Genomic DNA, 18,369 nt, shown 5'->3' with positions numbered 1-18,369 from the left:
CGTCGAGGGCACCGGGCAGAATGCGTCAGGGCTGGGGGGTGAGGCCGAGTCCGAGAAGAACCGAGCGGATCAAGCCGGCGCGCTCGGAAGCCTCGGCCCCCATGCGCTGGAAGTTATCCTCGGAGAGGGAGTGACCGCGGTCGCGGGCGGAGCGCTCCAGGCGCGTGGCGAGGGAGCACCGCTCTTCGAGGGTGCGGAGAGCAGCCCACAGCGCAGCCTCCAGGGCGTCGGACTGACCTGCGAGCAGGGCCTCGGGGGAGTAGAGGTGGCCGGTGCGGCAGAGGAACTGGAGCGTGCCGTCCCCGGAGCGTTCCCGGAGGACACCACCGCAGTCAGGGCACCCGAAGACGCGGGAATTTTCGACAGGATCGCTGGGTGGAGGGGGAGGTGAGGGCATAGGGAGAGGCTGGGGCAAGGGACGCGGTGTGGTCGCCTGGGGCGCGCACAGGCGGGTCAGCTCGGGAGCGATGGCCGCAGCGGGCAGGACGAAGTCCACGTTGACGTGCGTCAGGGCGCTCTGCGGCATGGTGGGGATGATGGCGTCAGCAGGGTCCTGCACGATGGCGAGGCCACCGCTCGCCTTGATGGCGCGCAGACCCGCGGTCCCATCGTCGAGCGCCCCGGAGAGGAGCAGACCGATGACGTGCTCTCGGTGGGCCGCCGCGGCGGTCCGGAACAGGGGATCGATGGCCGGCCGGTGCCGGTTCTCGCGAGGGCCCCGGTTGAGGCGCATCCGATCGCCCTCCACGAGGAGATGGTGGTCCGGGGGGGCGAGGTAGATGCGGCCTGCCTGGATGGTCTCTCCGTCGCTCGCATGCACTGCGTGGAGCGCCGCCCGGCGCGAGAGCACCAGCGGGAGCTGGTTGTCGGCGCTCCCGGTGTGCACCACGACCAGGAGGGCCGCGTCGAGGTCTGCGGGGAGCCCGGGGATGATAGCGAGCAGGGCCTCGATGCTTCCAGCAGACCCTCCGACGACAATGAGCTTGGATGGCACGGAAGCCCGTTATTGCATGGTTCCTGCCCTGCCATGAGCCCCCGGTCTCCCTTATCTCCTCTAGGGCTCTCCCTGCAGGTTCGCCCCTATCGCACCTGGGCACTGCCGGGGAGGGCGTGCGCTCCGCGGGCGGGCCGGGTCAGAGGCCGCGCGACGCGTACGGTGCGCACGGCGCGTACGGCGCGCACAGCGAGGAGGCGAGAGGGACGCGGAGAAGAACGCACAGAGGCGATCTTTGGCCTTCCGCTTCCGGACGCAGTGCCCGATGCTCCGATGCCCTTGGACGCCTGGAGATACTCACCGGGGAGCCATGGGGAAGGTGAGCGCATGGGAACGGATGGAGAGGAGCGTCCAGACGACGGGACGCCCGAGGTTGTCCCGGCAAAGGGTCCAGTGCCGGCCACTGAAGACGGAGCGGAGGCAGAGACCCAGGACAGCGCGGAGGAGAGCGGCGACGGCGACCTGGTGGGGCCCGGGAACGAGGACGCTGGGAAAGAGCAACCCGAGCTGAGCGGCCGACCTCCCGAGGCGGAAGAGGACGAGGGCGGCAGCGAGGAGGAGCGCGCGTTCGGTGTGGTCGGCATCGGCGCCTCGGCCGGGAGCCTGGAATCGCTCGAAGCCTTGCTCCGGAACCTCAGGCCGGACACGGGGCTCGCCTTCGTGCTCGTGCAGCACCTCGATCCCAGGCAGGACAGCCTCCTCCCGGAGCTGGCGGCGCGGTTCACCACCATGCCCGTGATCACCGTGACGCAGAGCCTCCCGCTCGAGCCTGACCACCTCTACGTGATGCCTCCGGGCACCACGGTGCTCCTCGTCGCGGGGCGGCTCACGCTGGAGCCCCGGCCGACGCGGGGCCAGAACATGCCCATCGACCTGTTCTTCCGCTCCCTGGCCATGGAGTGCCGCGGGCGCGCGATCGGGGTGATCCTGTCGGGGATGGGGACCGACGGGGCCCTGGGCGTCAAGGCGATCAAGGCCGAGGGGGGGCTCACCTTCGCGGAGAGCGACGAGACGGCGAAGCACAGCGCGATGCCTCGGAGCGCGATCGCCACGGGGTGCATCGACGGCGTCTTCTCGGCGCCGGAGATCGGCAGCGAGATCTCGCTGGTGGGTCCCCGCCTGCAGGGGGCCTACAGCCACGACGAGCTGGAGCGGGGGCTGGGAGGCGACCAGGACCTGCGCCGCATCATCGCCCTCTTGCGTGGCGCGAAGCGCGTGGACTTCTCTCTCTACCGCCACACCACCATCCGGCGGCGGATCATCCGGCGGATGCTGCTGCACAAGCTGCACCGGCTCGCGGATTACCTGAAGCTGCTCAAGGACGAACCCGCGGAGATCGACGCGCTTTACCAGGACGTGCTCATCCGGGTGACCAGCTTCTTCCGCGATCCTGCCGTGCACGAGATCTTGAAAGAAACCGTGTTTCCGGCCCTCCTGCGCGAGCACATCCCGGAGCAGCCGGTGCGGATCTGGGTGCCGGGCTGCGCGACCGGGGAGGAGGCGTACTCGCTCGCCATGGGGCTCCTGGAGTGCATGGAGCAGCTCAAGGTGTACCTGCCGGTGCAGGTCTTCGCGACCGACGTGAGCGAGACGGCGCTGGAGCTGGCGCGCGCCGGGGTCTACGTGGAGAACATCGCGCTCGACGTGTCGCCCGAGCGGCTGCGGCGCTTCTTCGTCAGGTCGGGCAAGAGCTACGTGATCAGCAAGGTGGTGCGCGAGATGTGCATCTTCGCGCGGCAGGATCTCACCAGCGATCCGCCGTTCTCGCGGGTGGACCTCATCAGTTGCCGGAACGTGCTCATCTACATCGAGCCCCCGCTCCAGAAGCGGGTCCTCAACGTCTTCCACTACGCGCTCAAACCGAACGGCATCCTGGTGCTCGGGCACTCGGAGACCACGAGCAGCGCGGGCGAGCTGTTCAAGGTCATCGACCGGAAGCACAAGATCTTCGCGAAGACCTCGGCCCTGTCGCGGGTCGCGGTCGACTTCCTGCCCACCTTGCAGCCCGCCGCGTCGGGCCTCACGACGAGGCCGGCCCTGGTGCGGGCGCTGAGCGAGACCACCGGCCAGACGACGCAGCGCGACGCGGACCGGCTGGTGATGGCGCGGTACGCCCCGCCGGGGGTGGTCATCAGCCAGGACATGCACGTGGTGCAGTTCCGCGGTCAGACGGGGGACTACCTGGAGCCCGCGCCCGGAGAGCCCTCGTTCAACCTGATGAAGATGGCGCGACCTCCGCTCCCCATGGAGATCCGGACCGCGGTCCACAAGGCGCAGAAGAGCGGCGAGGCCACCCGGAGCAACCCCGTCGTGCTCTCGGTGAACGGCACCCCGCGCACCGTCGTGGTCGAGGTGCTCCCCCTGCGCACGATCACGCAGGAGGGGCGGGACCTCGGCGCGCCGGTGCACTACGTCGTGCTCTTCGAGGCGCAGCGGGCCTCGCAGATGCCGACCCGTGAGAGCAGGAACCAGCGGAGGCACTCCCGGGAGCGGCCGCTGACGGCCGAGGAGCGGCACGAGGTGGCGCACCTCAAGCAGGATCTCGCCGCGAGCCGCGAGCACATGCAGTCGATCATCGAGGAGCGGGAGGCGGTGAACGAGGAGCTGCAGTCCGCGAACGAGGAGATCCTCTCGAGCAACGAGGAGCTGCAGAGCATCAACGAGGAGCTGGAGACGGCGAAGGAGGAGCTGCAGTCGACGAACGAGGAGCTCACCACGGTGAACGAGGAGCTCAGGGGCCGCAACCTGGAGCTCACGCAGCTCAACAACGACCTCAACAACTCGCTGAGCAGCGTCAACCTGCCCATCGTCATGCTGAGCACGGACCTCAAGATCCGGCGCTTCACCCCCATGGCCGAGCGGGTGCTCACCCTGATCCCCACCGACATCGGACGGCCCATCAGCGACATCCGCCCGAAGATCGAGGTCGTCGATCTGGAGGCGCGGATCGCCGAGGTGATCGACACCATGAAGAGCTTCGAGGGGGACGTGCGCGATCGCGACGGCCGCTGGTTCTCCATGCGCATCCGGCCCTACCGCACCGTGGAGAACAAGATCGAGGGGGCGGTGCTCACCCTGGTGGACGTGGACGCGTCGAGGCGCGCCCTGGAGGAGGCGCAGGAGATACGCGCGTACGCGGACGGGATACTCGCGCTGCTGCCCGAGCCGATGTGCGTTCTCGACGGGGCGCTGCGCGTCCGCAACACGAACGGGGCCTTCCAGGATCTCTTCCAGGTCACGGCAGACGCGGTGCGAGGGCGGTTTTTCTACGATCTGGATGGTGGCCCCTGGCGCCTCCACAGCACCCGGGTGCTGCTGGAGGAGGTGCTGCCCAGGCAGGTGATCCTGAAGGACCACCTGCTGGAGCTGGAGCTCGCCGACGGAGCACGGCAGCCGGTGCTCCTGAGCGCACGCTCGATCCCCGGGCAGGGAGGAAAACCCGCGGAGTTCCTCCTGGTCGCGGTCCGGGAGACGAAGAGGCGAGAGCTCCAGGAACAGGGAGAATAAGGTCATTCACCAGATGAACTTCAGGAGCGACCCCAAGCGCGGTAACGACGCGGATGAATCAAACTCCACGTCCATGACGGGGGCTCGACAAGCCAAGGTGCTCGCGGATGCGGATGCGGATGCGCTGAACGATCCTGCCCAGCGCGTTCTGAAGCTGCAGAGCGTGGCCACGGCGCTCGCCAGCGCGACGACGGTCGAGGAAGTGGCGGCGGTGCTGGTGGAAGCCGCGATGGTGGCGCTCGGGGCGACCGGGGGGGCGCTGGGGCTCCTGTCGAACATGGGCCAGGAGGTGGCGCTGATCAACGGCCAGGGCCTGGATCCGACCGTGGGCGCGCTCTGGGCGCGCTCCCCGCTCGACGCCCCGTTCCCCCTCACCCTCGTGTCGCGTCACGGGGAGCCGCTGTGGGCCTCGTCCTCGGAGACGCACCCCCACCTCTCGCGCACCCTGAAGCTGGCAGGGGTGGCGGCCATGGCGTGCGTGCCCCTGCGCTGCAGGGCTGGCGTGGTGGGCGCCCTGGCGGTGTTCTTCGACAGGGCGCGGGAGTTCAGCGCGGGGGACCGGGCCTTCCTCGGATCGCTGGAGCGCGCGGGGAGGCGGGCCCTCGAGCGGGCGTCGTCGCACGACGCGGAGTCCGCGGGCCGCAAGACGGCCGAGGACGCCGCGGCGCGGCTGCGGCGGCTGCAGCGGGTGACGGCGGCGCTGTCGCGGGCGCCCGGGTTCACGGAGGTCGCCGCCGTGGCGGCGCGGGAGGCGCTGGAGGGGCTCGGGGCGGTGGCCACCGTGGCCCTGCTGATGCCAGCCGAAAAAGAGACGCCGCGCGTGGTGGGAGAGGCGGGGGAGGCGGCCGAGATCGAAGGGGTCCGGGACGCGATGCTCTTGCGCTACCTGCCGGAGGTGCTGAAGACGCACATGCCATGGTGGCCGAGGGCGGAGCCAGGGACGCGCGGCGCTGGCCAGCGATCGGGCGCGCGGCTCAAGGACCGCAGCCCCAGCTCCCGGCGCACCCGCGGTGGTACCTTCGCCTGTGTGCCGTTTCTCGTGGAGGGGCAGCCGGTAGGAGCGCTCGGCGTCCGCATGCCGCACCCGGATGGCTTCGGGGAGGAGGAGCAAACCTTCCTGCTCACGCTGGCCGAGCTGTGCGGGCACGCGGTGGAGCGCGCGAAGCTGTTCGAGGAGGCCAGCGCGCACCGGGCGCGCGCCGAGGCGGCGGTGCGCGAGGCGGCGCTGGCGAGCCGCGCGAAGGACCAGTTCTTCAGCATGATCTCGCACGAGCTGCGCTCGCCCCTCACCGTGGTGCTGGGCTGGGCGCAGATGCTCCAGGCCGGGGTGGTGAAGCCGGAGCACGTGCCGCGCGCCATCGAGATGATCGACCGCAACGCGCGGCTGCAGGCGCGCCTCGTGGACGACCTGCTCGACACCTCGCGGGTGCTGAGCGGAAAGCTCGGCCTGGAGAAGGAGCCGATGCCGCTTTGCGTGGTGGTCGAGCGTGCGGTGGCGGAGCTCTCACCCGGGGCTGCGGCGAAGCACCTCACCCTGGAAGGCCCGACGGAAGTGGGGACCCCAGCGATGATCCTGGCCGACCCGAAGCGGATGGAGCAGGTCGTGGCGAACCTGATCGGCAACGCGCTGAAGTTCACGCCCGAGGGGGGCACCATCTCGGTCACGGTGGGAAGGAGAGGGAGCATGGCCTTCCTGGAGGTGGCCGACACGGGGCAGGGAATCGAGGAGGAGCTATTGCCTCACATCTTCGAGCCGTTCCGCCAGGGCGTGGGCAACGACTCCCGCCGGCACGGAGGGCTCGGGCTGGGTCTCGCGATCGTGCGGCACCTGGTGGAGGCGCATGAGGGAACCATCCACGCCGAGAGCGCCGGGCGCGGGCACGGGACGAAGATGGTGGTGGAGATCCCTCTGCTGTCGGCTCAAGCCTCGGAGACGCCTGGTCCTGACCCAGCGCTGCCGCGCCGGGAGACCGAGGAGGAACCCGCAAAGGAGAGGCCGAACCCTGGAGACCCAGGGCCCGAGTTGCCGGAGCCGCGGGTGCCCGTAGATCCGGCGGACGACCCGCGCCTGCCCGTGGAAGAGGTCCCACGGGGGGTCTGAAGGGCGGCAGCGCTGGCACCCCGTACCGCAGCGCTGGCGTCCCGTACCGCAGCGTTGACGTTCCGTCACAGCAGCGCCGCGGCGATGTTGCCGCAATGCTCAGGGCGAGGCGTCGGGAGGGCGGCGCGCCTCGCCGCGGATGCGCCCCAGGGCGCGCTCGAGCGATTGCTGCAGGAGATCGAGATCGGTGAGCTGGAGGAGAGCGCCGACCAGCATGCCGCCCGAGGCGCGACAGGGCTGGACGCGCAGACCGTACCAGCGCCCGCCGTGGTCCTGCACCTCGCCCTCGAAGCCCTCCAGGGTGTCGATGACGTCGGAGATACGGCGCTCCAGCGGGGCGGTGGGAAGGTTCAGAGAGAGCGCTCCCAGAAACCCCCCGATGCTCTCCGCGGTGAGACCCACCATCTCCGCGGCTGCGCGGCTGAACCTGATCACCCTGAGGTCTGCGCCGACGAGCACCAGGGCCTGATCGGTGGTGTCGAAGACGCTCCCGATCTCCGTGCTGAGCTGGTTGATCTCGCGGTTCTTGCGCGCGAGCTCCTGGTTGAGGACCACGACCTCGCAGTGCGTGCTCTGCAACTCCTCGCGGGTCGTGTCGAGAGTGTCGGCGAGTTCCTGGAGTTCCTCGTTGCTGGCGAGGAGTTCCTCGTTGGAGGCCTGGAGTTCCTCGTTGGTGGCGGTGAGCTCCTCGATGAGCGACTGCATGCTCTCCCGTGACATCTGGAGCTCTCGTCGGATCTTGGCCATCTGCCTGACGCTGGGCGAGACGTCCGGTGCCGCAGGGGCCTCGGGAAGGTCGTTGCCGGGCGGCGGCGCGACGAGGGGCTCGGTGGCCTCGCCGCCCTTCTGCGCTTCGAAGAGCACCAGGTGGTAGGGCTCGGGCGGCGCGGCCGCGTCGTCGCTCTCGTGCGCCCGGAGCGGGATGGCTTCGACGATGACCGGGCTGAGCGCGAAGCCTTCGGGAGGGCTGATCGGTCCGATGCGGACGCACTGACCGGACTCCCTGGCGCGCTCGAGGGAGGCGCCGAGCGCCGCGGTCAGCCAGCCACGCACGATCTCGAAGATATGGTGGCTGGGCTCCCCGGGTGGCGATTCGAGGTAGGGGCCGGTGGCTCCCAGAAACTGCAGGACCTGCTGATCAGGGCCGACGATCACCCCGGACGGAGCGTAGCGCACCATCAGGATCCGGTGGGCTTCCTGGATCGCGCCCCGCGGGTCCCGGTCCTCGGTTGGGCCGTTGAGGGGCTGGGGAAGGGGCAGCGACCTGCCGCGGGCGAACGTGGGCGAGACGCCCTCAGGGAGGCGGCCAGCAGACGGTGGTTTCGTGAAGACCCCGCGCTTCCGGTCGAGGGGCCGAAAGAGGGACGTATGCCCGGGCGCCGTCGTGTCATCGTCGCAGACCAGGACCCCGGATGCGGTGAGCGCATGGTGGAGCCGTGGCAGCGCGCGCGCGAGGAGTTCCTCTCCGGAGGGACCGGTCAGCGCACTGCAATCGATCAGATCGAGCTTGGTGTAAGGAGCATCGTGGGCGAGATCGTGGGTCGCGAAGACACACAGATCGCGGATGGTGTGACGGATCTCGACGCCATGGGTCGACGTGGTGAAGAACCGGCGGAGCCGCTCCGGCGGCATCTCGCTCAGGGAGTCGGCGGAGTATCTGCCAGCGCGGGCCTTCGCCACCACCTGCTCGTCCGCATCGGTCGCGTAGATGCGGACGGGGTAGCTCACGCCGAGTTTCTCCATCGACTCCACGAGGTCCATCGCGAGCGCGTACACGCGCTCGCCGGTGCCGCAGGCAGGAACCCAGACCCGCAAGGGCGTGTCGTGAACACGGTTGCGCAGGATCGCGGGAAACATGCGAATCGCGCCTGTTTCACGGGGATGAGCGGCCTGAACGAAACTCGTGGTGCTCATTTCTCTCTAGACCAGTATCCTGTAGCTGTTACCAACGCCACGGGGGGAGATCCTTATGCTGGAGAAAGACGCAATCGTAGGGCCAAAAACCTCGTTCAGCCTCTTCGTCTTGGTGCGCAGGGGTCGACTGGCGCTTGGCAGAAACCTTCCGGCCGTGGATGCCCTGAGCCTCTTCCGCTCCCAGAAGAGCGATCTCCTCGGGTCGCAGCAGCTCGTGATCATCGACGAGGCCACGGGCGAAGTCACCAGCGAGGCGAGCCTGGAAGTAGCTGCAGGAGCGAGCACGAAGGCAAGTGTCGCGTCGGCGCTCCCGGGGGTCGTGAACGGGCAGGGAGAGACGGCGCGGGAGGGGACCGGTGACCCCTCTTTGAGGCTACGGCTCCGCGATGCCGCGGAGCGTTACCAGCGCGCTGCGGCGCAGGCGCAGCGAGCGCAGGCGGAATACCTGAGGGTGAACGAAGCGTGTCTCGGCCAGCTCAAGCGCAGGCCTGTCCTGCGGCCGAAGCAGATCACCCAGCTCGAGTGGATGACCCGCGCGGCGGCCGTGCAGTTCGCGGATGCGCTCCGTAGCTGCCGGGGATGGTGGACCGACTCCGAGCGTCGCCACCGCGGCTAGGCCACGCGGCGCAGTGGGGCGATGTCCGCAAGTTCCTTCAGGTGGTACCGGACCAGCCTATGCTGCTCGCTCCTATAACGTCGCCAGCGCTCGCGCGATAAAGTGTAAGAGTCGGCGCGCCCTGGGGGGGGCGCTCGGAGATGGGGCTGGCGTTTGCTGGTCTCCTCCTGTCCGGGAACGCCGACCGGGGCTCCGGGATGCTTCGCCTGAGGTGCTGTCGGGTTATCGGCGCTCTTCGAGGTCCTGCGGTTTCTTGCGTGGCTCATCCGTTCGAGAGAACGGAGCCGCCAGCCACGCTGCGTCGCAACATTCATGGTCAATGTCCAAGGCTTCGATCTGAGTCACTGGATCTTGCTCACCGACGCGGGACCCATCCGGTGTCCGCGGCGTTCGCGTGGGCGACGCCTCTTTCTCCGCCGACGTCGCGCGGCGGATCCACGGCCGGCTTTCTGCCGGTGACTGGCCGGGCCCGGGAACCCCGGGCCTCCTGGCCCCCAACCCTCGCCAACCCTGCCCGGCTCGGCCCCTGCTCCCGCAGGCAAAGCGTCGCGCTACCCGTGCGCCTCGCCTTCAGGGAAGCTCGCAGCCATTGAGCTTGGCCATCATCCACCAGAAGGCGCGGGCCTTGGTCTCGCTGCTCTCCTGGGTGGCGTGCGTCCACTGGTAGTCGGTGTTGCCAGGGGTCTTCACGCTGAACTTCGGGTGCTGCATCGGGATCACCGCGCCATCCGCGGTGGCCGTGTGGCGCTTGCCGTCGCCCCACACGTCGAGATCCTCGAAATCATAGAGGACCTTGTGATTGGCCTGGCAGTAATCCCGAATCTGCTGATTGCGCTCCGCCCGGTTCTTGCCGTTGTACGTGTCGTCGCCAGGTCCGGTCATGTAGACGAACGTCACCTTGGGGAACTCCTTCTCCAGCGCCGAGAGCGTGGTCAGATAGCGCTGGATCTGCTCCTGCGACTGCTGCGCAATCTCGTACGACCACGCCCACATGCTGGTGCGGATCTCCGGGTGCCCCTTGAGCAGCGTGCGCAGATCGGCCACCGCCGCGTCGGTCGCCCAGTAATTCTCGGCCTTCACCGCGTTGTCCTTGAGCATCCCGTCCCACATCCGGAGCGCGTTCGTATCGTGGGGGACGGAGGCATACCCCACCGCCAGGTTGAGCGCCGGCTTCGACGCCTTGAGCGCCTTGGCCCCCGCGAGGATCTGCGCCCCGTGCGAGCGGTGCCCGTAATGGATCACGTTCGGCGACGAGGTGAGCGCCTGGATGCACTTCGCCGGGATGCGGTCGATGTCTGTATGGCGGTGGTCGAAGACGCGCGCCCCGCCCGCCTGGGGAGCCGCGCCTGTGCCGCCCCCAGCCTGTGCCGCCGCCGCCGTCCCGGCCGTCGCTCCCGCCACCGCTCCCTGAGCGCCGGGAGCCTGGGAGGCAGGAGAGGCGGGGGGCGTGGCGCCAGGGGGCGTGGCGCCGGGGGGTGGTCCGTCCTCCCCGGGCACCGGAGGTTTGCTGGGAACGACCGCTTCTCCATCGGGCCCGCGGCCGGCAGCTTGTGGAGAGCCCTGCGGCTCCGTGCGGGGCGAAGGACCATCCCCCTGCGACGCTTCCGGCGGGGGCGGCACCCGTCGCGAGTCCTGGCAGCCGAGGAGCAGCGAGAGCGTCAGGGCGGGGAGGAGGGCACGCGCGGCGCGGAGGGCACTCATGGGCTCCCTCACTCTACGCCCCTCCCCCTTGCGCGCAACGCCCGGGAATCCCCCGGGAATCAGGTCTTCGTGGAGACGGCGTCGATGCTGCGGGAGCCCAGGCGGCGCCGAGGTGTTCCGGGAACAGGTCCGAGGTGTTCGCGGAACAGGTCCGAGGTGTTCCGGGAACAGGTCCGAGGTGTTCCGGGAACAGGTCCGAGGTGTTCGCGGGGTGGTGTCCTACCTGGGACACGAGGCCCCCTCTGTCAGGGCACGAGGTCGCGGGGGTCCTGGTTATGTGGCTGACACACCGGATGGAGCGCGCTCACCAGGCTGGCAGCAGCAGCGCCTGGAACGTCGCCAGCAGGGCCGTGGCGAATGTCGCGCTCTCGACGACGCAGGCCCCCCGCGCTCGCGAGGCGCGCTCCCACACGGCCACCGTGATCGCCAGCGGCGCGTGGAGCATCGGCATCATCATCACGATCCCGGCGAGCTCACGGCGCGGGAACAGCCACCACCCGCAGATGCCCAGGGCCTGTCCGAGCACCACCCCGAGCAGCACGCCCCACCCGGGCGCGCGCACACCGAGCGTCCGCAGGCCGCGCGCCACCCCGATCGCCCCCGCGCTGCACAGGCCGACGATCACCACGTCCGAGCCCTGCGTCGGGATCAGGAACCACAGCGCGCGCCACGCCCCCACCGCGAGCGCCGCGTAGACCGCCGCCGCCGCGAGCAACCCCCGCGCCCAGGGAGGCGCCTCCACCGCCCGGCGCACCCACCCCGCCACCACCACCCCGAGCACCATCATCACCACGAACGAAGCCCACGCCACCGCCACCGTGGCGGCGATGGGCCCCCCCAGCAGCCTGTGGAGGCCCGCGCCGAGGCGCGCGAGCCCTCCTCCCCCGGGTGCGGGCGCGTCCACCGCTGGCGCCGGCCCGAGCACGCGCGTGACGGCCTGGTCGAGCACCCCGGGCGTCCAGGGCTCGAGCACGTGAGAGAGCGCGTAGAACGGCGCCGGGAGCCCGAGCGCGCGGTGCACGTCTCCCCAGACGATGCGGCTCTCCGCGCACGGCGCCCGGTTGCCGATCGCGACCGACGCCTGGCACGGGAACGCCCCCCCGCACCCCAGCGCAGCCCCCAGCGAGTGCCCGACGAACCGCACCTCCCGGTAGCCGCCGAGCACCCGATCCACGCGGAGCGCCCGGTGCATCTCCTCCACGACCCGCGACCCCGGGATCGCGCTCGCCCCCCCGTGCCCGAGCAGATCGACCGCGAGGCAATCCGCGCCCCGGCGGCGCGCCTCCCAGCACGCCCCGAGCAGCGTCTCCTTCGACGCCAGCCCCCCGTGCGCCGCCACGAGCAGCCGCGGCGCCCTCTCTCCCCCGTCCGACGCGATGAGATGGATCGCCGTGACCCGCGCCTCCCCGACCTGCAGCGCCACCCCCTGACCCGGCACCCCTCCAGCCGCGATCAAGAAGAGCCGCAGCAGTCCCCAGAGCCCGGCGAGCCCCGCCACGACGCCGAGAGGAAACTGCCCGCGAGCCATCCCGGCGACTATCGCACCCTCCCTCGCGCCCCGTGAAGGACGCGGCGCTGGCCGCGGGAGGGCCCGGGGCAGCCTCACGGGCCGGAGAGGAGGTCGATCCCGTAGACCGGGATGCTGGTCGTGGTGATCATCCGGACGTCGCGCGTGGCCGGGTCGAAGGTCCCGATCCTGCCGTCGCAGGTGTAGAGAACGAGCTGGTCCCCCATGGCAGCGAGGCCGAAGACGCAGCCGAGGCCGTTGCCGCCGAGCACCTGGCTCGTCCCCGTGACCAGGTTGAACTCGACCAGGCTGCCCCCGCACATGCCGTCCGTCGCCACGTACATCAGGTCGCCGATGAAGGTGAGATCGCCGCTGGAGGTGTGCCCCGGCGGCAGCGCCCCGATGAACGCCCACGCGCCGGTGTTGGGGTCGATGCGGTACACGAGCTGGGCCGCGCCGTAGAGCATGCCATCGGGACCGGCGCCCAGGGAGTTGCCGCCCACGTCCGGGAACGTGGCGATGACCTGGTTGGTCCCGGGGAGCAGCTCCGCCAGATCGGCCCCGATGGAGAACCAGCGCCCCCCGAGCACCGCGATGTCGAGGTGAACGCGCCCCGTGGTGGGGGCGATGAGCACCGGCGGCCCCGAGGCGTAGGGCGCCACATCGTACAGGTTGCCGCTGTCGTCGGTGACCAGCAGGTGCACGTCGGGCGCCACGCACCCGGGCGGCAGGGTGTGGGTGCAGGTGTCGTCCCCCTCCGCGCAGGTGCTCTGGTCGCAGCCCAGGCCGAACGAGCACGCCGGAGGGCCGGAAATGCACCCGATCTGGGCATCGCAGCGCTCGATGCCGTCGCAGAACAGGGGATTGATGCACTCCAGGTCGCAGGGCTCCACGACGCAGGCGTCGAGGTCGGGGTCGCAGACGTCGATGGTGCAGGCGATCCCGTCCTCGCAGATGTCGTCCGTGTGCATGTTCGTGCACCCGATCGCCGGGTGGCACTCGTCGACGGTGCAGAAGATCCCGTCGTCGCAGAAGGTGTGCTCCGCGTACCAGTAGCACCCGAACACGTCGCAGAAATCGAGGGTGCACTCGAGCCCGTCGTCGCAGTCCGCGTCGGAGGTGCAGAGCGGCTCGGTGGGGGTGGTGGTCGTGGTGGTCGTGATCGTGGTGGTCGTCGTGCCACCCCCGAGACCCCCGGCCCCGCCTTCGCCACCGTCGCCGCCTGTACCTTCGGTGCTGCTCGTGGACGGCGAGCCCTCGTCGCTCTCGAAGAGGCTGCTGCGGGCACCGCAGCTCGCGGCGGCTGCCGCCACGAGCACCACGGCTGCGGTGAGCCCGGCGAGAGGCAGGAGGCGTGGAGCGCTCGATGCACCCGGAGGAGGCGGCGAAGGCGGCACGGGCCGAGCATCACCCGGCGGAGCCCGGCGCGCAAAGGATCAGCAGGCAGGCCCGCTTCACCGGCGCCACGGTCGGGGGAGACCGCGGTACGCCGCGCTGTCCCGCGGGCTCCGTTGCGGACTACAGTCGGCGGGCGATGATCGTCACGTCGAACCTCGGGAAGTCCTATGGTGATCGGGTCCTGTTCGAGGACGTCTCCCTGAAGCTCAACCCCGGCGCCCGTTACGGCCTGGTGGGCGCGAACGGTTCGGGGAAGACCACGCTGCTCAAGGTCCTCTCCGGCGACGAGCCGGCCACGGAGGGCAGCTTCAGCATGCCCCGCGAGTCCCGCCTGGGCGTGCTGCGGCAGGACCGGTTCCTCAGCGACGACGAGCGCATCCTCGACCTGGCGATGCGCGGCGACGTCGTGGTCTGGGACGCGCTCTGCGCCCAGAAGGCCATCGAGGAGGGCCACGGCGACCCGGCCCGGGTGGTCGAGCTGGAGGAGCGGATCCGCACCAACGACGGCTACACCCTCAAGGCGCGCGCCACGGCCATCCTGGAGGGCCTCGGCATCCCCGGCGAGGCGCACGAGATGCCCCTCGGCACCCTCTCCGGCGGCTTCAAGCTGCGCGTCCTCCTGGCCCAGGTGCTGATCGGCGGCCCCGACGTCCTGCTCCTCGACGAGCCGACCAACCACCTCGACATCCTCTCCATTCGCTGGCTGGAGCGCTTCCTCGGCACCCACGCCGGCTGCGTGGTGGTCATCTCCCACGACCAGCGCTTCCTGGAGAACGTGGCCACCCACATCCTCGACGTCGACTACGGCACGGTCACCCTCTACACGGGCAGCTTCTCCACCTTCGTCGCCGAGAAGAAGGCCCAGCTCGACCAGAAGAAGGCGGAGATCGCCCGCACCGAGGCCGAGATCGCCCACAAGCAGGCCTACGTCGACCGCTTCCGCTACAAGGCGACGAAGGCGCGCCAGGCCCAGAGCCGCCTCAAGCAGATCGAGAAGATCGAGGTCGCCGAGCTGCCCGAGACCTCCCGCCGCGCGCCCCACTTCCGCTTCGTGCAGGCCCGCCCGAGCGGCCGTGACGTGCTCACCGCGCGCGGCATCTCCAAGGCGTACGGCGACAAGCGGGTGCTCTCCGGGGTCGGCCTCGTCGCCCGCCGCGGCGAGCGCATCGCGGTGATCGGCCCGAACGGCATCGGCAAGTCCACCCTCCTGCGCATCCTCGCCGGCAGGCTCGCCGCCGACGCGGGCACCGTGGACTGGGGCCACGAGGTGCGCCTCGGCTACTTCGCCCAGGACCACCGCGAGGTGCTCGACGACCCCTCGGCGACGCCGCTGCAGGTGTTGCGCGCCGCCCTCCCCACCGACCCGGAGAGCGGCGTGCGCGGCCGCCTCGGCAAGATGCTCTTCTCCGGCGACAACGTGACGAAGCGGGTGGGGAGCCTGTCCGGCGGCGAGGCCGCGCGCCTCCTGTTCTGCCGGATCATGGCCGACGAGCCCAACGTCCTGCTCCTCGACGAGCCGACCAACCACCTCGACCTGGAGTCCATCGAGGCGCTCGCCGAGGGCCTCCAGTCCTTCGAGGGCACCACCATCCTCGTCTCTCACGACCGCTGGTTCGTCTCCCGGCTGGCGACGCGCATCCTGGAGGTGACGCCTGCCGGCCCCAACGACTTCGAGGGCACCTACGAGGAGTACCTGGCCCGCTGCGGCGACGACCACCTCGACTCCGACAGCGTGGCCCTGAAGGCCAAGCGCGCCGCCAGGGAGCAGAAGGACGCGCGCGGGGATGGGGCAGGGAAGGGGACGGGGACCGAGGCCCAGGGGACCGGAGGAGCCGCAGCAGGAGGCAGTGGCGGAGGTGGCGCGGGCCTCTCGTGGGAAGAGCAGAAGCGCCGCAAGAACAAGCAGAAGGAGCTGCCAGCGCGGCGCGACAAGGTGATCGCGGCGATCGACGCGGCGGAGGCGCGCAAGAAGGAGATCGACGCGCTCTACTGCACGGCGGGCTTCTTCGAGAAGACCCCGAAGGCGGAGATCGCGGCCCTGGAAAAGGAGCAGGCAGCGCTCGGGGCCAAGGTCGAGGCGCTGTCGGCGGAGTGGGAAGCGCTGGAGGAAGAGATCGCGGCGCTCGGTGAGGGATGATGGAAACAGGAGGACTGACGAGGCAGGTCCGTCGCGGTAGGCCCATCAGGGTCGTGACATCGGCACGGAGCTGGTGCAGGAGACCCGGCCCATGAACCGAACGTCCGTCGTCGTTGCCGTCCTGCTCCTCGCTGCCTGCGGTGGCGCGCCCCCGCCCCCGGCGCCTCCCCCCTCCGCGCCCCTCCCGCCGCAGGCCGCGAGCGAGCCCGCCGAGGCCCCCGACGCGGAGCCCGCCGACGCCGAGCCCCCGGCCGAGGAGGCAGTGGCGGAGGAGTCCGAGCCGGCCGAGCCTCAGGCCAAGCACGTCACCGTCAAGCTCCCCGCGCTCACCTGGACCAAGACCCCGAAGCTCGACGACGCTCCCAAGACGGTCGCGGTGTCCGATGCGAACGGCATGGCCGTGGAGATGGCGACCGCCGAGGTCTCCCGCAGCCAGGGCGAGTGGAGGATCGAGATCGGTGAGGACAAGGAGCTGCCCTTCGAGGAGCGCCAGTCCGTGACGGTCTACCTCAAGGAGGCGCCGAAGAAGGGCGCCAAGCCCTCCGTGCCTTTCGGCCAGAACCGGGGCTACTTCCAGATCAAGAAGCCCGACGGCGGCACCACGAGCTACAACTGCGACAACGCCTGGGCCATCGAGTTCACCTCCTGGGAGGTGAAGCCCTACGACAAGGCCAAGAAGGGCATTCAAGAGGTCGGCCGCGCCCAGGGCCGCATCGTCGTGATGTCCGACACCTCGGGCGAGGGCTACAAGCCCTCCTGGGTCGCCGGCACCTTCGACGCCCCCGTCACGCTCTGGGACGGGCAGGACAAACCCGACCCGAAGAAGAAGTAGTCCGCGCCGGGCTCACTCCACGACGTAGAACGTGTCGCCGTCGTTGCTGCGGTACTGGTCGCCTTCCTTGTACCGGATGGTCCGGCGGGCCACGGGGTGTCCGGCCGACTGGTCCCAGACGTCGATGCCGAAGTCGTCGTGCCGAATGTACACCGCAGCATGCTTGCCGTGGTCGTCCTTGGGATAATGGCCGTCGACGAAGGTGGCGATCACGGTGCCTGGCGCGATGTAAGAGGCCGTCTTGACGTACTGCCCGGGAGACCAGTTCTTGGTCTGCGGCATCCTCGCCAGGGACTGCACGAACCGGACACACTCGCCGTTGTCGACGACCTTGCCCTGATAGCTCTCGGGATTCTCGATACGATACGACATGAGCTTCGTCTCCTCGATCCAACCTACCTCACGGCCCGAGGGCGGACCACCCGGACCCGAGCGCGCGCGGCGCACACGCGTGCGCTGACGCCGTAGAGGCACGCTGTCAGCACCTTCCTCACGCGCGCGCACCGCGCCGGTGGAAGTTCACACCTCACGATCACGGCATCGACCCGACGCTGTGCGTCGCGACATCTCCACCTCTCCGCCACGCGCGGGATGCACGCGCCGCGATCTCGTGGACGCTCCTCACTCCTCGCCGGTGGCGAGCAGCCTGTCGTCGCGGAGCCGCTCGGTCAGGTGGTCGATGAACACGCGCACTGCCGGCGGCAGCCCGCGGCGCGTGGTGAACACCAGGTGCACGATGCCCTCCGGCGCGTACCACTCCGGCAACACCCGCACGAGCTTCCCCTCCCGCAGCGCCAGCCAGCATGCGTGCTCCGGCAGCAGCGCCACCCCCAGCCCGGCCTCGGCCACCTCGCGCAGCGCCTTGAAGTCGGCGCACGCGAGCCGCGGCGCGTGCCGCACGGAGCGCGTTTGCCCCTCCGGCCCGCACAGGTCCCACACCACCTCGCCGGACAGCTCCGTCGAGCTGATCGTCGTCACCGACGCCAGCGCCTCCACGTCCCTCAGGTCGCCCAGGCGTCGCGCGAGCTGCGGGCTGGCGACCAGGATGCGCCGGCTCTTCCCCAGGTTCCGCATGGTCAGCGCCGCGTCGGTGTCGATGCTGGTGCGCACCCGCAGCGCCACGTCGATCCGCTCCTCGATGAGATCCACCCGCCGGTTCGTCGCCACCACGTGCAGCTTCACCCGCGGGTACTTCGTCATCAGCTCCGTCAGCGGCCGCGAGACCAGCTCCAGGAGCCCGGTCGGGCAGCTAAACCTCACCTGCCCGTGCGGCTCCCCCTGCGCCTCGGCGACGATGGCCTCGGCCTGCGCCACCTCGGCCATCACCTCGCGGCAGCGCTCGTAGAAGGCCTGCCCCACCTCCGTGACGCGGAAGCGCCGGCTGGAGCGCTCGATGAGCCGCACCCCCAGCCTCTCTTCGAGCTGCGCCACCCTGCGGCTCAGCTTCGATTTCGGCTGCTGGAGCGCCCTCCCCGCCGGCGCGAACCCCCCGTTCGCCACCACCTCCGCAAAGAAGAACAGGTCGTTCAGGTCCCGCATCGGCCACCCTCGGCGTTCATCTGGTGGAACGCAGAGTACTGATTTCGCCCTCTACAGCCATCGGCGTTCCGTTCTTAGAACTCTCCTCAGGGGCGCAGTGGTCACCGCGCCTCCAGTGCGCGC

12 protein-coding genes are annotated in these 18,369 nt (G+C 70.1%); 5 read left to right on the top strand and 7 right to left on the bottom strand.

The genetic code is table 11. The features are described 5' to 3' along the window. Positions 1-25 precede the first annotated feature (25 nt). Positions 26-994: a chemotaxis protein CheB gene (locus CAP_RS13865; RefSeq protein ID WP_044240786.1), complete on the bottom strand. Its 969-nt coding sequence runs from the start codon at positions 992-994 to the stop codon at positions 26-28. A gap of 327 nt (positions 995-1,321) precedes the next feature. Between CAP_RS13865 and CAP_RS13860 the strand changes: the two genes are divergently transcribed. Both CAP_RS13860 and CAP_RS13855 read left to right on the top strand, forming a co-directional pair. Further along, entirely contained in the window at positions 1,322-4,501 is a 3,180-nt protein-coding gene (locus CAP_RS13860) for a CheR family methyltransferase (RefSeq protein ID WP_197041170.1), read from the top strand. Between the two features lie 73 nt (positions 4,502-4,574). Beyond that, positions 4,575-6,602 carry a GAF domain-containing sensor histidine kinase gene (locus tag CAP_RS13855; protein WP_197041169.1) on the top strand — a complete coding sequence of 676 codons (2,028 nt, stop codon included), beginning with the start codon at positions 4,575-4,577 and terminating at the stop codon, positions 6,600-6,602. Between the two features lie 99 nt (positions 6,603-6,701). Here CAP_RS13855 and CAP_RS13850 read toward each other — a convergent pair whose 3' ends face one another. Then, positions 6,702-8,516, bottom strand: coding sequence for a CheR family methyltransferase (locus CAP_RS13850; RefSeq protein WP_081864864.1), 1,815 nt, complete (start codon positions 8,514-8,516; stop codon positions 6,702-6,704). Between the two features lie 154 nt (positions 8,517-8,670). Here CAP_RS13850 and CAP_RS13845 point away from each other — a divergent pair, with 154 nt between their 5' ends. Beyond that, positions 8,671-9,132, top strand: coding sequence for a hypothetical protein (locus CAP_RS13845; RefSeq protein WP_044240783.1), 462 nt, complete (start codon positions 8,671-8,673; stop codon positions 9,130-9,132). 570 nt (positions 9,133-9,702) lie between these two features. On the opposite strand, the gene CAP_RS13840 is transcribed toward CAP_RS13845, so the two are convergent. From CAP_RS13840 to CAP_RS13830, 3 genes are all read right to left on the bottom strand, one after another. Continuing rightward, entirely contained in the window at positions 9,703-10,833 is a 1,131-nt protein-coding gene (locus CAP_RS13840; protein ID WP_156040771.1) for a hypothetical protein, read from the bottom strand. Positions 10,834-11,137: 304 nt separating this feature from the next. Continuing rightward, positions 11,138-12,361: an alpha/beta fold hydrolase gene (locus CAP_RS13835; RefSeq protein WP_044240781.1), complete on the bottom strand. Its 1,224-nt coding sequence runs from the start codon at positions 12,359-12,361 to the stop codon at positions 11,138-11,140. 74 nt (positions 12,362-12,435) lie between these two features. Continuing rightward, complete coding sequence (locus tag CAP_RS13830) at positions 12,436-13,737, bottom strand: NHL repeat-containing protein (RefSeq protein WP_044240779.1); 1,302 nt, start codon at positions 13,735-13,737, stop codon at positions 12,436-12,438. Between CAP_RS13830 and CAP_RS13825 the strand changes: the two genes are divergently transcribed. Beyond that, on the top strand, positions 13,695-15,875 hold the full coding sequence (locus CAP_RS13825; RefSeq protein WP_231511451.1) for an ABC-F family ATP-binding cassette domain-containing protein: 2,181 nt from the start codon (positions 13,695-13,697) through the stop codon (positions 15,873-15,875). The genes CAP_RS13830 and CAP_RS13825 overlap by 43 nt on opposite strands. Before the next feature lie 91 nt (positions 15,876-15,966). Then, positions 15,967-16,707 carry a hypothetical protein gene (locus CAP_RS13820; RefSeq protein ID WP_044240778.1) on the top strand — a complete coding sequence of 247 codons (741 nt, stop codon included), beginning with the start codon at positions 15,967-15,969 and terminating at the stop codon, positions 16,705-16,707. 12 nt (positions 16,708-16,719) lie between these two features. Here the strand turns inward: CAP_RS13820 and CAP_RS13815 are convergent, their stop codons facing one another. Next, positions 16,720-17,079, bottom strand: a complete 360-nt coding sequence (locus CAP_RS13815) for a BPSL0067 family protein (protein WP_044240777.1) — start codon at positions 17,077-17,079, stop codon at positions 16,720-16,722. Between the two features lie 249 nt (positions 17,080-17,328). Continuing rightward, complete coding sequence (locus CAP_RS13810) at positions 17,329-18,246, bottom strand: LysR family transcriptional regulator (RefSeq protein WP_044240776.1); 918 nt, start codon at positions 18,244-18,246, stop codon at positions 17,329-17,331. Positions 18,247-18,369 lie beyond the last annotated feature (123 nt).

Origin of the sequence: Chondromyces apiculatus DSM 436 (genome assembly GCF_000601485.1) — a bacterium.
Taxonomy (GTDB): domain Bacteria; phylum Myxococcota_A; class Polyangia; order Polyangiales; family Polyangiaceae; genus Chondromyces; species Chondromyces apiculatus.
The sequence above is the reverse complement of the archived record's forward strand: the minus strand, read 5'-3'. Positions and strand labels throughout refer to the sequence as shown.

Excerpts from the sequence above, each read along its gene's own strand:
- CAP_RS13860 (WP_197041170.1), top strand. The coding sequence starts at position 1,322 with ATGGGAACGGATGGAGAGGAGCGTCCAGACGACGGGACGCCCGAGGTT.
- CAP_RS13855 (WP_197041169.1), top strand. The coding sequence starts at position 4,575 with ATGACGGGGGCTCGACAAGCCAAGGTGCTCGCGGATGCGGATGCGGAT.
- CAP_RS13850 (WP_081864864.1), bottom strand. The coding sequence starts at position 8,516 with ATGAGCACCACGAGTTTCGTTCAGGCCGCTCATCCCCGTGAAACAGGC.
- CAP_RS13840 (WP_156040771.1), bottom strand. The coding sequence starts at position 10,833 with ATGAGTGCCCTCCGCGCCGCGCGTGCCCTCCTCCCCGCCCTGACGCTC.
- CAP_RS13835 (WP_044240781.1), bottom strand. The coding sequence starts at position 12,361 with ATGGCTCGCGGGCAGTTTCCTCTCGGCGTCGTGGCGGGGCTCGCCGGG.
- CAP_RS13820 (WP_044240778.1), top strand. The coding sequence starts at position 15,967 with ATGAACCGAACGTCCGTCGTCGTTGCCGTCCTGCTCCTCGCTGCCTGC.
- CAP_RS13815 (WP_044240777.1), bottom strand. The coding sequence starts at position 17,079 with ATGTCGTATCGTATCGAGAATCCCGAGAGCTATCAGGGCAAGGTCGTC.
- CAP_RS13810 (WP_044240776.1), bottom strand. The coding sequence starts at position 18,246 with ATGCGGGACCTGAACGACCTGTTCTTCTTTGCGGAGGTGGTGGCGAAC.